We start from the raw sequence: 15,640 nt of genomic DNA, 5'->3' as shown, positions 1-15,640 counted from the left end.
GGCCGCCTGACTGTAGTACCGAAAGGTAAGAAAAAATGTTAGGCGTGCCGACTATTTTTGGTAAAAGAAACCCCGAAAAGGCCGGGGTTTCTGTCTGTTACCAATATCAGAACGCCAAGATATGCGCTCTGGTTCTGATTGTCAACGGGTTTTTAGTCGTAGTCCGTTGAGTGCCAAGCGTCGTTTAGCGGGCCGATGTCGATGTTGCTCACCTGCGGGTGCTGGGTCAGCCACTCGCGTAGCGCCTGCTGCTGTTCTGGCGTGGCCGATTGACGGTGTCCGGCCACGGCGTAGAAGTTGTTAATGCCGCCGCCAATGAAAAGTCCGATGGACTCAACGAAAGGAATCAACTGGTCAAAAAACGTCAGGTCGTCTTGTGCTGGCGCTAAATCAAACGAGGCATGAAAGCCCAACTCTTGAAACTCCTTCAGCCGCAGTTTTTTCCTAAGACGCTTTTTCATGGCGGTAGCAGCATAATGTGGCCCGACTGAATCCAGTCGGGCCACCTTTACGGGGTTATTTCAGCAGCTCGTAGATGCCCGCTACGCCCTGGCCACCGCCTACGCAGGCCGTGACCATGCCGTACTTCTTGTTGCGGGCACGCAGCTCGTGGAACAGCTGAATGCTCAACTTGGCACCGGAGCAGCCCAGCGGGTGCCCAAGGGCAATGGCGCCACCGTTCACGTTAAGCTTGTCCGGGTCGATGCCCAGCTCGCGCACCACCGCAATGGACTGCGAGGCAAAAGCTTCGTTTAGCTCGAAGAGGTCGATATCCTCGAGCTTCATGCCTGACTGCTTGAGCACTTTCGGCACGGCTTTGATCGGGCCCATGCCCATGATGCGCGGGTCCACGCCCTCGGTGGCGTAGTTCACCATGCGGGCCACGGGCTCCAGGTTCAGCTCCTTCACCATCCGCTCCGACATGACGATGACGAAAGCCGCGCCGTCGGAAGTCTGCGAAGAGTTACCGGCCGTGACGGAGCCGGTGGCCGAGAATACCGGACGCAGTTTACCCAGCGCTTCCACCGAGGTGTCGGCGCGGGGGCCTTCGTCGGTATCCACCACGTAAGAGCGGGTTTTCTTCTTGCCGCTGGCCTGATCGAGGTAGGTTTCCTCGACGGTAATCGGCACGATTTGCTCCTTGAACTTGCCCTCGGCAATGGCCTTGATGGCTTTCTGGTGCGAGTGGTAGCTGAACTCGTCCTGCTCCTGGCGCGAGATGTTGTAGTCCTGCGCCACGGCTTCGGCGGTCAGGCCCATGCCCAGGTAGTAGTCGGGGTGCTGCTGGGCGAGCTTATAGTTCGGCACGGTCTTCCAGCCGACGGTCGGCACCAAACTCATGCTTTCGGTACCGCCCGCGATGATGCAGTCGGCCATACCGGCCTTGATCTTGCCCACGGCCATGGCAATGGTTTCCACGCCCGAGCCGCAGTAGCGGTTCACGATGAGGCCCGACACGTTGATGGGCAGTGCCAGCAAGGAAATCAAGCGGCCCATCTGCAGGCCCTGCTCGGCTTCCGGCACGGCGTTGCCGACGATGACGTCGTCCACGCGCGTAGGGTCCAGTTGCGGCACCTCTTTCAGCAGGTGCTTGATTACCTCGGCGGCCAGGTCGTCGGGGCGGGTGAAGCGGAAACCACCGCGGGGAGCCTTGCCCACGGCCGTGCGGTAACCAGCTACGATATATGCTTCCATTGGGAGTTGTCAGTTTGAAGTTGTCAGTTGTCAGGGAGGCTGTTAGCTGCCAGCTGCCGACTTTATGTCTAACAACTGACAGCTAACAACTGTCAACTACTAGTTGCGCAAGGGCTTGCCGGTGGTCAGGATGCTCTGAATCCGCTCCAGCGTTTTCCGCTCACCACAGAGCGAGAGGAAGGCTTCGCGCTCCAGGTCCAGCAGGTACTGCTCCGATACTTCCGTGGGGGCCGACAGGTCGCCGCCGCACATGATGTAGGCCAGCTTGTTGGCAATTTTCAGGTCGTGGTCGGAGATGTAGTTGCCCACGCGCATGGCGTGCACACCGGTCATAAACATGCCCAGGGCGCCCTTGCCGTGCACCTTGATGTTGGTCTTGGGAGTGGGCATGGTGTAGCCGTCCTCCGCCAGCTCGATGGCAGCAGCTTTGGCTTGGGCGATAACGCGGTTGCTGTTCACCACCACCTCGTCGCCGCGGCGCAGGAAGCCCAGGTCGTAGGCTTCGTGGGCCGACGTAGACACTTTAGCCATGGCAATGGTCATGAAGGCGTTGCGCAGCAGGTTGTACTCCGGCTCGCCCTCTTCGTACTTGGCGGCGGTGCGCAACGTCATTTCCTTGGAGCCGCCGCCGCCCGGAATCAAACCCACGCCGAACTCCACGAGGCCGATGTAGCTTTCGGCCGCCGCTACCACTTTGTCGCAGTGCAGGTTCAGCTCGCAGCCGCCACCCAGCGTGAGGCCGTGCGGGGCGCCCACTACGGGGATGGAGCTGTAGCGCATGCGCATCATGGCTTGCTGGAACTGCGCAATCATCATATTCAGCTCGTCATAGTCTTGCTCGAGGGCGAACATGTACACGAGGCCCAGGTTGGCGCCGGCCGAGAAGTTCGGCGCGTCGTTGCCTACCACGAGGCCGCGGAAGTCCTTTTCAGCCAGTTCCACCCCCTTGAGCAGGCCCTGGATTACATCGGAGCCCAGCGCGTTCATCTTGCTGTGAAACTCCACGTTCAGGATACCGTCGCCGAGGTCGATGACGGAAGCGCCCGAGTTTTTCCACACCACCTTGCCCGAAGCGCGCAGGTTGTCGAGGATGACGAAGTTTGCGACGCCCGGAATGGCTTTGTAAGCCTTCGCCTCGATGTCGTAGAACTTCTTCACGCCGCCTTCCACCTTGTAGAACGAAGCGTGGCCGGCGGCCAGCATTTCATGCACCCAGGGGGCCACGGTCTTGCCTTCGGCCTGGGCTAGCTCCAAGCCTTTCTGTACGCCAAGGGCGTCCCAGGTCTCGAACGGGCCCATTTCCCAGCCGAAACCGGCGCGCAGGGCGTCGTCGATTTTGTAGAGCGCGTCGGTGATTTCCGGAATGCGGTTCGACACGTAGGCGAACAGCCCGGCGAAGGTCTTGCGGTAGAAGTCACCCGCTTTGTCCTTGCCGGCCACCAGCACCTTGAAGCGGTCCGCCAGCTTCTCAATGGCCTTGGTGGTTTCCAGGGTGGCAAACTTCACCTTCTGGCTGGGCTTGTACTCCAGCGTGCCCAGGTCCAGCGCCTGGATTTCTGACTTGCCGCCCGCGCCTTTCACCTTCTTGTAGAAGCCTTGGCCGGTTTTATCGCCCAGCCACTTGTTCTCGCCCATTTTCTTGAGGAACTCGGGCAACTGGAAGGCGTCCCGGGCTTCGTCGTTGGGCAGGTTTTGCGCGAGGCCGTTGGCCACGTTCATCAGCGTGTCGAGGCCCACCACGTCGGAGGTACGGAAGGTGGCCGACTTGGCGTGGCCGATAACCGGACCGGTCAGCTTGTCCACTTCCTCCACCGTCATGCCCAGTTGCTGCATCACCTGCAGCACGTCCATGATGGCAAACACGCCCACGCGGTTGGCAATGAAGGCCGGCGTGTCCTTGGCCAGCACGGTGGTCTTGCCCAGGTACAGGTCGCCGTAGTGCATCAGGAAATCCACCACCGACTGGTCCGTGTCCGGCGTCGGGATGATTTCCAGCAGCTTCAGGTAGCGCGGCGGGTTGAAGAAGTGCGTGCCGCAGAAGTATTTCTTGAAGTCTTCCGAGCGGCCCTCCGTCATCAGGTGAATCGGAATGCCCGAGGTATTCGACGTGATGAGCGTGCCGGGCTTGCGGTACTGCTCCACGCGCTCAAACAGGCTCTTTTTGATGTCGAGGCGCTCCACCACCACCTCAATAGTCCAGTCGCAAGAGGCAATGTCCTTGAGGTTGTCGTCGAAGTTGCCGGTTTTGATGCGGGCCGCGTCCTGCTTGCGGTACAGGGGCGACGGGTTGGCCTTCACCGCCGCGTCGAGCGAGGCGTTGACGATGCGGTTTTTCACCTGCGGCGAATCGAGCTTGAGGCCCTTCTTCTCCTCATCGGGCGTTAGCTCCTTCGGCGCGATGTCGAGCAGCAGCACCTGCACGCCGATGTTGGCGAAGTGAGCCGCAATGCGCGAGCCCATGACACCAGAGCCCAGCACGGCTACTTTTTTGATGGTACGATTCATAGGGAGTTCGGTCGGGTAGGTCGGGAATCCGAAGCGTATGAAAGGGTGAATGGATGCAAGCCAAAAAGCGCCGCAAAGCCGGCCTTAGGTCTTTTTCTCGGCACGCAGGGGCTTTACTTTGAAGCCCTCAAAAATGCTTTTGCTGTCGATGAGCCCGTTGATCTGCCCCACCACGCGGAAAAACACTTCCAGCTGCTCGGTGGGTACCTTCTCACGGACCTTCTGGTTGAACTGCCGCACCGTCTGGCGCGACACCTCCTTTTTGCGCAGGCCCTCCTCCGTCAGGAAAATGCGCACGGAGCGCTTGTCCAGCTGATCGGCCTGCTTGTAGATGAGCCCCTTTTCCTCCATGGAGCGCAGAATGCGCGTCAGGGAGCGGGTTTCCAGGCCGAGCAGGGGCGCGATTTTGGTCGCCGGCGTGCCGTTTTCCTGATCGATGTTCAGCAGCACGAAACCGATGCTCGTGGTGATGTCGTGCTTGGCCGCCTGCAGGTTGTACATGCGCGAAATGGCGTGCCACGCAACTTTGATATTATAGTCAACGGTTTCTTCGGGTCTCATCTCGGGGTCGATGTACGGTAAACGTACATAAATTTGTTATGCTTGCATACTAATTAAACAAAAAAAAGCGCCGGAAGCAAATATGCCTCCGGCGCCGCTGGCATGCAACTGGCTGGCTTACTGCAGCACAAAACCTTGCGTGTTCGAAGGGCTCGTGCTCAGCCCCGTGTACACCACGCGCCCGTTTTGCGGGTCGACGTAGGTGGGGTTGATGGCCGGTGAGGCATAGGCCACCACGTATACCGGAGAGCCGACCGGAAAACCAGCACTGGTGAAAGCGGTCTTGTTGAGCGAGGCGTTCTGCTGGCCGGCGCTGTTGAAGATAAAAGTCGTAATCAGCGTACCGGTCGCGGCCGTTACGTTGGCCGTTGTGCCGGCGAAGAACATCACCCGGTAGGTGGCATTGGCAGGGTTGGTGTTGGTCAGCGTCAGGTTTACCGGTATAGCAGTCGGAGTCGGGAAGCCGAACGAAAGGTTGGTCACGCGGACGCTGGACGGCTGCGTGACGGAAGTTGTACCGAGGAAGGTAGGCTGGTCGCCGCCCACGTGGCCGACGCCTACGCGCCGCATGGATCCGTAGCCCTGGCGGGTGTAGGTAAGGTTGTAGGTTCCGGTCGGCAGGGCCGTAAACTCAAAGCGGCCGTCCACATCCGACGTGGCCGTGCGGGCCGGGGTGGTGTTGTCCAGCGTCACGGTTACCCCCGCGCGGTTCTGCACCACTCCGTTTTCGTCGGTCGGGTTCACAAAACCCACCATGCTGCCCGTCAGGCTGGGCCCGGCGGGGCCCGGGTCGCCCTCTTTACCGGCGCAGCCGCCGAGCAAGGCGCCTACAAGTACTACGGAAGAAACAAGAAGCTTGGTATACGCTTGCATCATGGAGAAAAGAAGAGGTTAATAACTTCGAAAGATAGTCAGGCAGAAAGGCAGCCTCCAAGTAGCCATAAAAAAGCCCCGCTGGTAACACCAGCGGGGCCGGGGCCGGCAGCGCGGTGGCTAACGTACCGCTTCCGTATTGTAGAGGCTATCGATCAGGTCTTTGTTGTTTTGGCTGATGATTTTGCGCTTAACCTTCATGGTAGGCGTCATCTCGCCCGATTCCACCGTCCACTGCTGGGGCAACAGCACTTCTTTTTTGACCTGCTCCCACTGCGCGAAGCCCTGGTTGTACTTGCTCACGAGCTCGTGATACATCTGGCGCACCTTCTCGTTGCGAATCAGGTCCTCGTTGGAGCCCTCGCAGGGCACTTGGTGGCGCTTGCACCAATTGCGCAGCTCGTCGAAGGAGGGCACCAGCAGCACGGCCGGGAACTTCTGCCCGTCGCCCACCACCATGGCCTGCTCGATCAGCGGCGACTCTTTCAATTTGCCTTCGATGACCTGCGGGGCCACGTACTTGCCGCCGGAGGTCTTGAACATCTCCTTTTTGCGGTCAGTGATTTTCAGGAAGCGGCCCTTCACGAATTCGCCGATGTCGCCGGTGTGGAACCAGCCCTCCTCGTCGATGACCTCGCGGGTCAGGTCGGGCTTGTTGTAGTAACCTTTCATTACCGAAGGCGACTTAGTCAGAATTTCCCCGTCGGCGGCAATTTTGACTTCGGTATCGGCAATGACGGGCCCCACCGTGCCGATGAGGTTGTTTTCAGGCTCGAAGCCGCCCACGGCAATAACGGGCGAAGTCTCCGTCAGGCCGTAGCCTTCCATGACGCGGATGCCGGCGGCCCAGAACACGCGCGCCAAGCGCGGCTGCAGCGCCCCACCGCCCGACACGATAACGCGAATGTTGCCACCCAGCGCCTCCTGCCATTTCGAGAAGATGAGCTTGCGGGCCAGGTTCAGTTGCGTGTTGTAGAAGAAGCCCTTGTTTTCCTGCGTATCGAATTCCAGGCCCAGGTTCAAGGCCCAGAAGAACAGGTTCTTCTTCACCCCGGTCAGGTCGTGGCCCTTCGCCACAATCTTGTCGTACACTTTCTCGAGCAGGCGCGGTACGGTGGTGAAGATGTTGGGCTTGACCTCGCGCAGGTTGTCGGCAATGGTTTCCATGCTCTCGGCGTAGTAGATGCTCACGCCGTTAATCATGTAGAGGTAAGTCACCATCCGCTCAAAAATGTGGCAGAGCGGCAGGAAGCTCAGTGCCTTGTCCTCCTTGGTGACGGGCACGAACGGCTGCGAGTTGCGGCAGTTGCTCAGGATGTTGTCGTGCGAGAGCATCACGCCCTTGGGCGAGCCGGTGGTGCCCGAGGTATAGATGAGCGTAAGCAGGTCATCGGGCTGCACGGCAGCTTTGAGCGGCTCCAGGTCGGCCACGTTGCCCTCGCGCCCCATGGCCAGGATTTCTTCGAAGTGCCGGGCGCCGGGAATGTTGTCGAAGGTGAAGATGCAGCTCTCGGAAATATCGAGGCCGACGGTGGCGGCTTTCACCTTGTCGTACAGCTCCTGGTTGGCCACAAACACGGCTTTTACGCCCGCGTCGGCGAAGATGTACTTGTAGTCCTCGGTGGTGATGGTGGGGTACATGGGTACCGTCACGGCGCCGATCTGGGCAATACCGAAATCGGCAAACATCCACTCCGGGCGGTTCATCGAGATGATGGCCACCTTGTCGTCCTTGCCGATGCCGAGCTGGCGCAGGCCCAGGCTGACGAGGTTGGAATAGTCAACCAGTTGCTGAGTAGTCCACTTTTGCCATTGCCCATCGCGCTTGGCGGCTAGGGCATCGGGCTTGGGCGAGTTCTTCAGCTGGTGAGCGAGGATATCGAAGGAGCGGCGTGGGGCTTCCATAAATGCGGTGTCGGGAGGGAAAAGCAGGTGAAATAAATGGATTTTTCGGCGCAATGCCTATTAAGGGCGCTTAATCAGCTTACGCAAGGCAGGGTTTTTCAGTAGTTTTGACACAAGCCTCCGCGGGCCTTCTGCTGCGGAAGCCGCCTTCGTTATGAATCTGGCCCTGTTCTTCGACCCGCTCACCGACGATGCGCCCGCCGCAACCGGCACCACCCTGGGCGCCCACGTGGCCCGCTTCGTGGATACGTTCCCGAACTGGCGCGGGGCCGATCTGGCGCTGATTGGCCTGAACGAGTGGCGGGGCAGTGCGGCCGGCGAGCCGGCCGCTTCGGCCCCCGATGCCGTCCGGCCGCGCTTTTACCAGCTGCAGCGCGGCACCGGCCCCTGCCGGCTGGTGGACCTGGGCAACCTGCGCAACGGCCTCACCCTCGAAGATACGTACCTGCGGCTGCGCGAAATCGTGGCGGCGCTGCTGGAAGAAAACACGGTGCCCATCCTGCTCGGCGGCTCGCACGACCTCGATATCGGCCAGTTCCTCGCCTACGAGACCCTGGACCGCGCCGTGAGCCTGACCTGCATCGACGCCCGCGTGGACATGGCCGAGGACGACGGCGTGGCGGCCGAGGAAAGCCACCTGCGCCGCATCCTGATGCACGAGCCCAACTTCCTGTTCAACTTCGGGCAGCTCGCGCACCAGCAGTATTTGGTGCCGACGAGCGTGTTGGCGGCGCTGGAAAAGCTGCACTTCGAAACGCTGCGCCTGGGCCAGATCCGCGACGACGTGCGCCAGGCCGAGCCGCTGCTGCGCCAAGCCGACCTGCTGAGCTTTGACCTGACGGCCCTGCGCTGGCCGGAGTTTCCGGGCTACCTGCCGGCCTCCCCGTTCGGCCTCACCGCTGAGGAAGCTGCTCAGCTGTGCTGGTACGCCGGCCACAACGACCAGCTCACCAGCATCGGCCTCTACGGCTACCGCCCCGACCACGACCTGCTGGGCCTGGGCGCGGCCACGGCAGCCACCATGCTCTGGTACTTCGTGGAGGGCTTTTACCACCGCCGCCACGAAACGGATTTCCAGAGCCGGCGCTTTATTCGCTACGCCGTGGGGCTGCCCGGCAACCCTGCCAAGCTGGTTTTCTACAAGGCCAAGCGCACCGAGAAATGGTGGATGGAGGTCGAAAGCATGTCGGACCACTCCGTGCGCCGCATCGTGCCCTGCAGCTACCAGGATTACCTGCGCGCCGCGCAGGGCGACCTGCCCAACCGCTGGATTCTGACGCAGGCGTTGCTGGGCTGATTGTTGGTTGTTAATTGTTGATGGTTATTGGCTGCTGACACTCCCCCACCCCACGTTCCTGCCACGGCCGACGGGCAGCCCGTTACCGCGCTGCCGGAATACTCGGTGCATCAACTGGCCCTGCGCAACGGCCAGGACCGCGACGAAATCTGGTTTGCCTACCGGGGACTCATCTACGACGTGACTACGTCGCGGCTGTGGCGACGCGGCAACCACTACGAGCATTGGGCGGGCCAGGACCTGACGGCCGAGCTGGACCGGGATGCCCCGCACACCGTGAACGTACTCGATAAGTTTTACGTAGTCGGACGCCTCAAGGGCGCGGCCCCGGCTACTTCCTGACCGCCTCCCGCGCCTCCAACCCGCTCCTCTTATTCCCCTTCCCGTGAGTACTACCGAAAGCGCGTCGCTCTTCGACCACCTCGAAACCCTGCCCACCGCCCAGCTGCTGGCCGGCATCAATCAGCTCGACCAGACCGTGCCCCTGGCGGTGGAAAAAGCCCTGCCGCAGATCGAGGCCTTGGTCGAAGCGACCGTGGCGCGGCTGCAGGCCGGTGGCCGCCTGTTCTACATCGGCGCGGGCACCAGCGGCCGGCTGGGCATTCTGGACGCCTCGGAGTGCCCGCCCACCTTCGGGGTGCCGCACGGCCTAGTAGTAGGCCTGATTGCCGGCGGCGACACGGCCATCCGCAAAGCCGTCGAAAACGCCGAGGATGATCCGGAGCAAGCTTGGCGGGACCTGTCCGAGCACGACATCAACGAACGTGACATCGTGGTGGGCATTGCCGCCTCGGGCCGTACGCCCTACGTTATCGGCGGGCTGCAGCAAGCCCGGCAGCGCGGGCTGGCCACGGGCTGCATCGTGTGCAACGCCGGCTCGGCCGTAGCCGCCGCAGCAGAATTTCCGGTGGAAGTAGTGACGGGTCCGGAGTTCGTGACGGGCAGCACCCGCATGAAGGCCGGCACCGCCCAGAAGCTGGTGCTGAACATGCTCACCACGGCCACCATGATTCGGCTGGGCCGCGTGAAGGGCAACAAGATGGTGGACATGCAGCTTAGCAACGCCAAGCTGGTGGACCGCGGGCAGCGCATGCTCATGGACGAGTTGGGCATCGACCAAGACAAAGCCGCCGAGCTGCTGGAGCTGCATGGCTCGGTGCGGGCGGCCTTGGCCTCTTACAACGGGCATTAGGCCCGAACTCGTTGCGTACGACGGGGTTGTACCGGCGCTATTCGGGGTGGATAGCCCTGGCCTTGGCGGTAGCCCAGCTTTTCGTCTGGCATCTGGTGCTGAGCCTAGAACCGCGTGACCCGCTCGTGAGCATGGCCGACGGGGGCTTCCGGTTATTGCCTTGGGGTTTAGGCCTTGCCGCTATAGCCGCCGAATTTCTGCGCACCAGGTCCTGGGGACGCGGAATCGGTGCTTTGCTTTTTGGTATGGCCGGGGTACTGGTAGGCAGCTGGTCCGCGTATCTACTTACGTTGTAGCCGCGCGGCTCATTTGGCTGAACACATTGCCGGCTCTCGTCGTTCTGCCTGATAGCAACCCCCAGCGCCATGCACACCATCGAACCCCACTACGCCTGGCTGGAGCAGTACCAGGCTTCCGAAGACGAACGTTCGCCGCTCTATGGGGCTGAGAACAACCTTGATAATTACGTCAACACCATCTACGGCTATTACATCCACCCGCAGTGGGACGGCATGGAGTCGGACACGCTGTTTCTGAAGATTCTCTTCGTGGACTACGAGGAGCGGGTGGGCGTCATCGAGCTGATCGGAGAGTGGAACGACGCCATCGAAAACGACGTGATGCAGCTTAAGCGGCAGATCATCGACCCGATGGTGCACGAAGGCATCCGCAAATTCATCATCATTGGGGAGAACGTGTTCAACTTCCACGGCTCCGACGATTCCTACTACGAGGAGTGGTTTGAGGACGTGGAGGACGGCTGGATTGCGGCCGTCAACTTTCAGGAGCACGTGGTGCGCGAGATGCACCAGTACAACATCGACTCCTACGTAAATTTCGGCGGGCAGCTCGACGAGCTGCCGTGGCGCACCTACCCGCCCAAGAAACTGGTGCACGTGGTGGATGGCCTGCTGCAGCGCCGCCTGGGCATGTAGCTTTTCACCCGACCGATACAAAACACAAACGGGCGCCCCGCAGCAGCGGGGCGCCCGTTTTGGCTTCCAGGACCGCAGTCCGGAGCCGGCTATAATTACTGAGCCGGGGTCGTAGCGGGAGCCGGGGTAGCCTGGCTCGGGTTGGCATCAGCAGCATCTTCCATGGCGTCAGCTTTGGCTTCCGTCGAGTCACGTACGGCGTCAGCTTGCTCTTCCATGGCGTCAGCCTTCTGCTCGCCAGCGGCTTCTACGTTGTCAGCAGTGGTTTCAGCGTTGTTTTCTTTCTGGCTGTCGCACGAAGCGAAGGTGAACGAAGCAGCGGCCAGAGCGAGGAACAGAACCTTTTTCATGGTAGTTGGTGTGGTGGAAATGGTGAAAATGAGTTTTCTATGCAAGGCTCACCGCTGGGCAGCGGCGAATCTGCAGCTTTATACCACCACGGTCACTAGGTAACCCTTCGCCCTAAAAAAATCGGGCGGGCCTCCGAAGAAAGGCCCGCCCGACGCGGCAGAGGAAGATTATTTTTTGCGGTACACAATGCCGATGGGCACGCCCGTGAAGTCGAAATGCTCGCGCAGGCGGTTTTCGAGGTAGCGGGTGTACGACTCCTTCACGTACTGCGGCAGGTTGCAGAAGAAGGCAAACACCGGGTTGTGCGTGGGCAGCTGCGTCACGTACTTGATGCGCACCATCTTGCCCTTGGTGGAGGGCGGCGGGTACTTCTCGATTTCCTTGAGCATCACCTCGTTCAGCTCCGACGTCGATACTTTCTTGCGCTTGTTGGCATACACTTCCATCGTCGTTTCGATGGCCTTGTGCACGCGCTGCTTAGTCAGGGCCGAGGTGAAGATGATGGGCGGGTAGCTGATGGGCTTGATCATGTCGTAGATCTTGTCCTCGAACTCCTTGGCGGTGTTCGACTCCTTGTTCTCGATCAAGTCCCACTTATTCACGAGGATGACGATGCCCTTGCGGTTGCGGTCGGCCAGGCCGATGATGTTCACGTCCTGCGACTCGATGCCGCGGGTGGCGTCGAGCATCACGATGACCACGTCCGACTCTTCCAACGCCCGCAGGGAGCGGAGGTTGGAGTAAAACTCGATGTCCTCGTCGACCTTGGCCTTGCGGCGCAGACCGGCGGTATCGATCAGGATAAACTCGTTGCCGAAGGCGTTGTAGCGGGTGTGAATGGCGTCGCGTGTGGTGCCGGCAATGTCCGTCACGATGCTGCGCTCCTCGCCCAGCAGCACGTTCACGAACGAAGACTTGCCCACGTTGGGGCGCCCCATCACCGAGATGCGCGGAATTCCTTCGTCCGGATTCTCCACGCCTTCTTCTTCGAAATGGCTGATGACCGCGTCGAGCAGCTCGCCAGTACCCGAGCCCGACTGCGAGCTAATCGGGTAAATGTCGCCGGTTCCGATGCCCAGGGCGTAGAACTCGCCGGCGGCCTGGAAGCGCTGCGTGCTGTCGGCCTTGTTGGCCACCAGGTAAATGGGTTTCTTGTCCTGGTAGCGGCGCAGCACGTTGGCAAACTCCTCGTCCAGCGGGTGCAGGCCGGCGTCCACGTCGACCATGAACAGAACCACGTCGGCCTCGTCGATGGCCAGCTTCACCTGCTTGCGGATGCCTTCCTCAAACACGTCGTCGGAGCCCACCACGTAGCCGCCGGTGTCGATAACGGTGAAGTACTTACCGGTCCAGTCGCCGTAGCCGTAGTGCCGGTCGCGCGTGACGCCCGACTGGTTGTCCATGATGGCTTTCCGCTCGCCGACGAGGCGGTTGAACAGGGTGGATTTGCCCACGTTGGGGCGGCCCACAATTGCAATGGTATTTCGCATGTTGCTGACCCCAGCCGCCGCTCCGACCATGTGCGGCAGTGCCCGGGGTAGTTAAGTGAGTTTGAGGGTCGGAATGCTATCAGGCCTAGGGCCTCTGTTTTTTGTTTTTCAAGCGGACATATATGGTTCCCCACGAACCGTAGGTTACCAAAAGCGCGGTGGACTTTTCACTTCGATCCACCCGCAGTTCTTCGAGGTCTTCGACGGTATAGCTGTTTAGGCTATCGAGCGTAGCAAAGTGCCCATTCAGAAATAGTGGCATCGAGTGACCAGCCATGTTGTAAGCTGCAGCGCCAGCTATGTGCACCGGCGGCTTTTGCCCCACGGTTGGTTTAAGTCGTTGCTGCATTTCTTCAACCAATTGCCGGAGGCTGGTTGGTGCTGTCCGAGCCTTAGCAGCGGTGGTTAACACTACTCCGACTATTATCATTCCGGCTGTTTTATGCATATGCTCCTTATCAAAACCGAGCCTATGATGCAGCCAAAAACTTATTCCACACAACAACCCGAAAGAAGTTACTCTACTCCGGCTTGTAGCCGAAGCGGTTGAGCATTTTCGGGTCGGCGCGCCAGTTCTCGTTGACTTTGACGTGCAGCTCCAGGAACACCTTCTTCTGGAAAAACTTCTCCATTTCCTCCCGCGCCCAGGTGCCAACCTTCTTCAACGCGGCGCCGCCCTGCCCGATGATGATGCCCTTCTGCGAGGCCCGCTCGGTGTAGATGATGCCGCGGATGCGGATGATGGTTTCGTCTTCCTTGAACTCCTCGATGACGACTTCGGTGCTGTAGGGCACCTCTTTTTTGTAGAGCTTGAATATCTTCTCGCGGATCATCTCCGAGGCGAAGAAGCGCTCCGGCTTGTCGGTCAGCTCGTCCTTGGGATAAAAAGCCTCGTGCTCGGGCAGGCGGTCGAGGATGTGCTGAAAGACCTGCTCGGTGTTGAAAGCGTTCAGTGCCGAAATCGGGATGATTTCGGCGGCGTTGGGCATTTGTTCGCGCCAGTAGGCCATTTTGGCCTCCACTTCTTCCTGCGTGGCCTGGTCAATCTTGTTGATGAGCAGCAGAATGGGCACTTCGGAGCGGCGCAGGCGCTCCACCACCGGTTCCTCGTCGTGCTTCTCGTAGATGTCCGTCACGAACAGAATCACGTCCGCATCTTCCAGGGAGGAATACACGAAGGACATCATGGCCGACTGCAGCTCGTACTTGGGCTGAATGATGCCGGGCGTATCGGAGTACACCAGCTGAAAGTCGGGGCCGTTCAGAATGCCCAGGATGCGGTGGCGCGTGGTCTGGGCTTTGCTGGTGATGATGCTGAGCCGCTCGCCCACCAGCACGTTCATCAGGGTCGACTTGCCCACGTTGGGCTTGCCGATGATGCTCACGAAGCCGGCGCGGTGCGGTTTGGGGTCGGTAGTCACGGGAGGTAATCGGTTAAGGGGCACAAAGGTACGGCTTTATGGCCGGCTGGGCAGCATGGGCTGAATAATAGCGGCTTACGGCAAAACCGCCGCCGGGTAAGGTGCCGGGCTTCAGGCAGGCGGGGCAGGTAGCGTTTGGCGGCGCCGCGCCCGCCCGCAGCCGCGAAAACCTGATGGAAATCAGATAGCCACGCTCATTCTGGTAGCAAGGGCGCAAACTTTGGGGGCTGTACCTTTGTATGCCATTCGAACGATTCTCTTCGGCATGCTCTCCCCTGCTTCCGCTCCTGCTTCTACCACCACTTCGGCATCCGCCACCACGCGCGGCCGCATCGGCGTGCTGCTCGTCAACCTCGGCACGCCCGACTCGCCCAGCACTTCCGACGTCCGCCGTTACCTCAACGAGTTTCTGACCGACCCCCGCGTCATCGACATGCCGGCCGCGGTGCGCTACCCGCTGTTTCAGGGCATCGTGGTGCCGCTGCGCGCGCCCAAGTCGGCCAAGATCTATCAGCAGCTCTGGGACGAGCGCGGCTCCCCGCTGCTCTACCACGGCCTGGATCTGCAGAAGCTGGTGCAGGAAAAGCTCGGCAAGGAGTACCTAGTGGCCTTCGGCATGCGCTACCAGAACCCCAGCATCGAGTCGGCGCTGGAAGAACTGCGCGCCGCGGCCGTAGAGCGCATCATTGTGCTGCCGCTGTTTCCGCAGTACGCGGCGGCCAGCACGGGTTCGGTGCAAGAGAAAGTAATGGAACTGGTGGGCAAGTGGTGGGTAGTGCCCAGCGTGAGCTTCATCAGCACCTTCGCCGACGACCCCGGCTTCATCAACACCTTCGCCACCCTGGGGCTGGAGGAAATGAAGAAGCACTCCTACGACCATGTGGTATTCAGCTACCACGGCATTCCGGAGCGTCACGTGCTAAAGGGCAGCCACAAAGGCTACTGCAAGCTCGGCACTTGCTGCAGCCACTACAACAAAAACAACCGCTACTGCTACCGGGCCCAGTGCTTCGAAACCTCGCGGCTGCTGGCCAAGGCCATGGGCCTGACGGAAGATCAGTACACGGTGTGCTTTCAGAGCCGCCTGCAGAGCCGCCTACGCGACCCGTGGCTGCAGCCTTACGCCGATGAGGTGCTGAAGGAAATGCCGGCCAAAGGCTACAAAAACGTGCTGGCCTTTAGCCCGGCTTTCGTGGCCGACTGCCTGGAAACCACCATTGAGGTAGGCGAAGAATTCAAGGAAATGTTTGAGGAAGCCGGCGGTCAGCATTGGCAGCTGGTGCCCAGCTGCAACACCCACCCGCTGTGGGTAAATGCCGTAGTAGACATGGTGCGGCGCCATTAGGCGGCCGACGGGTAGCTAGCAGAAGGCGTCGGACAGGGTTATTCCTGGTCGACGCCTTTTTCATGGACCG

15 protein-coding genes are annotated in these 15,640 nt (G+C 60.5%); 5 read left to right on the top strand and 10 right to left on the bottom strand.

The genetic code is table 11. The features are described 5' to 3' along the window. Positions 1-152: 152 nt before the first annotated feature. The 6 genes from ACYVKQ_RS06310 to ACYVKQ_RS06285 all read right to left on the bottom strand — a co-directional run bounded on the left by ACYVKQ_RS06310 (position 153) and on the right by ACYVKQ_RS06285 (position 7,539). Positions 153-461: a 50S ribosome-binding protein YggL gene (locus tag ACYVKQ_RS06310; protein ID WP_460576767.1), complete on the bottom strand. Its 309-nt coding sequence runs from the start codon at positions 459-461 to the stop codon at positions 153-155. Positions 462-516: 55 nt separating this feature from the next. Then, positions 517-1,695 (bottom strand): thiolase family protein, encoded by a 1,179-nt coding sequence (locus ACYVKQ_RS06305; RefSeq protein WP_460576765.1) that lies wholly within the window; start codon positions 1,693-1,695, stop codon positions 517-519. A 99-nt stretch (positions 1,696-1,794) separates the two neighbouring features. Next, positions 1,795-4,200: a 3-hydroxyacyl-CoA dehydrogenase/enoyl-CoA hydratase family protein gene (locus ACYVKQ_RS06300; RefSeq protein ID WP_460576763.1), complete on the bottom strand. Its 2,406-nt coding sequence runs from the start codon at positions 4,198-4,200 to the stop codon at positions 1,795-1,797. A gap of 84 nt (positions 4,201-4,284) precedes the next feature. Further along, positions 4,285-4,761, bottom strand: coding sequence for a MarR family winged helix-turn-helix transcriptional regulator (locus tag ACYVKQ_RS06295; RefSeq protein ID WP_460576761.1), 477 nt, complete (start codon positions 4,759-4,761; stop codon positions 4,285-4,287). A 117-nt stretch (positions 4,762-4,878) separates the two neighbouring features. Then, a complete protein-coding gene (locus tag ACYVKQ_RS06290; protein ID WP_460576759.1) occupies positions 4,879-5,637 on the bottom strand; it encodes a carboxypeptidase-like regulatory domain-containing protein in 759 nt (252 codons plus the stop codon). Between the two features lie 117 nt (positions 5,638-5,754). Next, positions 5,755-7,539, bottom strand: coding sequence for an AMP-dependent synthetase/ligase (locus ACYVKQ_RS06285; protein ID WP_460576757.1), 1,785 nt, complete (start codon positions 7,537-7,539; stop codon positions 5,755-5,757). Positions 7,540-7,693: 154 nt separating this feature from the next. Between ACYVKQ_RS06285 and ACYVKQ_RS06280 the strand changes: the two genes are divergently transcribed. The 4 genes from ACYVKQ_RS06280 to ACYVKQ_RS06265 all read left to right on the top strand — a co-directional run bounded on the left by ACYVKQ_RS06280 (position 7,694) and on the right by ACYVKQ_RS06265 (position 10,963). Beyond that, entirely contained in the window at positions 7,694-8,836 is a 1,143-nt protein-coding gene (locus ACYVKQ_RS06280; protein ID WP_460576755.1) for a formimidoylglutamase, read from the top strand. Between the two features lie 90 nt (positions 8,837-8,926). Further along, positions 8,927-9,178 carry a cytochrome b5 domain-containing protein gene (locus tag ACYVKQ_RS06275; protein ID WP_460577255.1) on the top strand — a complete coding sequence of 84 codons (252 nt, stop codon included), beginning with the start codon at positions 8,927-8,929 and terminating at the stop codon, positions 9,176-9,178. 43 nt (positions 9,179-9,221) lie between these two features. After that, positions 9,222-10,028 carry an N-acetylmuramic acid 6-phosphate etherase gene (gene murQ / locus ACYVKQ_RS06270; RefSeq protein ID WP_460576752.1) on the top strand — a complete coding sequence of 269 codons (807 nt, stop codon included), beginning with the start codon at positions 9,222-9,224 and terminating at the stop codon, positions 10,026-10,028. A 365-nt stretch (positions 10,029-10,393) separates the two neighbouring features. After that, on the top strand, positions 10,394-10,963 hold the full coding sequence (locus ACYVKQ_RS06265) for a hypothetical protein (RefSeq protein WP_460576750.1): 570 nt from the start codon (positions 10,394-10,396) through the stop codon (positions 10,961-10,963). A 95-nt stretch (positions 10,964-11,058) separates the two neighbouring features. Here the strand turns inward: ACYVKQ_RS06265 and ACYVKQ_RS06260 are convergent, their stop codons facing one another. The 4 genes from ACYVKQ_RS06260 to era form a co-directional block, all read right to left on the bottom strand. Then, the gene (locus ACYVKQ_RS06260) at positions 11,059-11,313 is read right to left on the bottom strand and encodes a hypothetical protein (RefSeq protein ID WP_460576748.1); all 255 of its coding nucleotides are present in this window, start codon (positions 11,311-11,313) and stop codon (positions 11,059-11,061) included. 168 nt (positions 11,314-11,481) lie between these two features. Next, positions 11,482-12,804: a ribosome biogenesis GTPase Der gene (der, locus tag ACYVKQ_RS06255; protein ID WP_460576746.1), complete on the bottom strand. Its 1,323-nt coding sequence runs from the start codon at positions 12,802-12,804 to the stop codon at positions 11,482-11,484. An 85-nt stretch (positions 12,805-12,889) separates the two neighbouring features. Then, positions 12,890-13,252, bottom strand: coding sequence for a hypothetical protein (locus ACYVKQ_RS06250; RefSeq protein WP_460576744.1), 363 nt, complete (start codon positions 13,250-13,252; stop codon positions 12,890-12,892). Between the two features lie 73 nt (positions 13,253-13,325). After that, the gene (gene era / locus ACYVKQ_RS06245; protein ID WP_460576742.1) at positions 13,326-14,225 is read right to left on the bottom strand and encodes a GTPase Era; all 900 of its coding nucleotides are present in this window, start codon (positions 14,223-14,225) and stop codon (positions 13,326-13,328) included. Between the two features lie 265 nt (positions 14,226-14,490). On the opposite strand from era, the gene hemH reads away from it, so the two are divergent. Then, positions 14,491-15,570 carry a ferrochelatase gene (gene hemH, locus ACYVKQ_RS06240; RefSeq protein WP_460576740.1) on the top strand — a complete coding sequence of 360 codons (1,080 nt, stop codon included), beginning with the start codon at positions 14,491-14,493 and terminating at the stop codon, positions 15,568-15,570. The last annotated feature ends 70 nt before the right edge of the window (positions 15,571-15,640 follow it).

This window comes from Hymenobacter coalescens (genome assembly GCF_054783195.1).
Note: the sequence above shows the minus strand (reverse complement) of the source record. Positions and strands in the feature narration are given on the sequence as shown.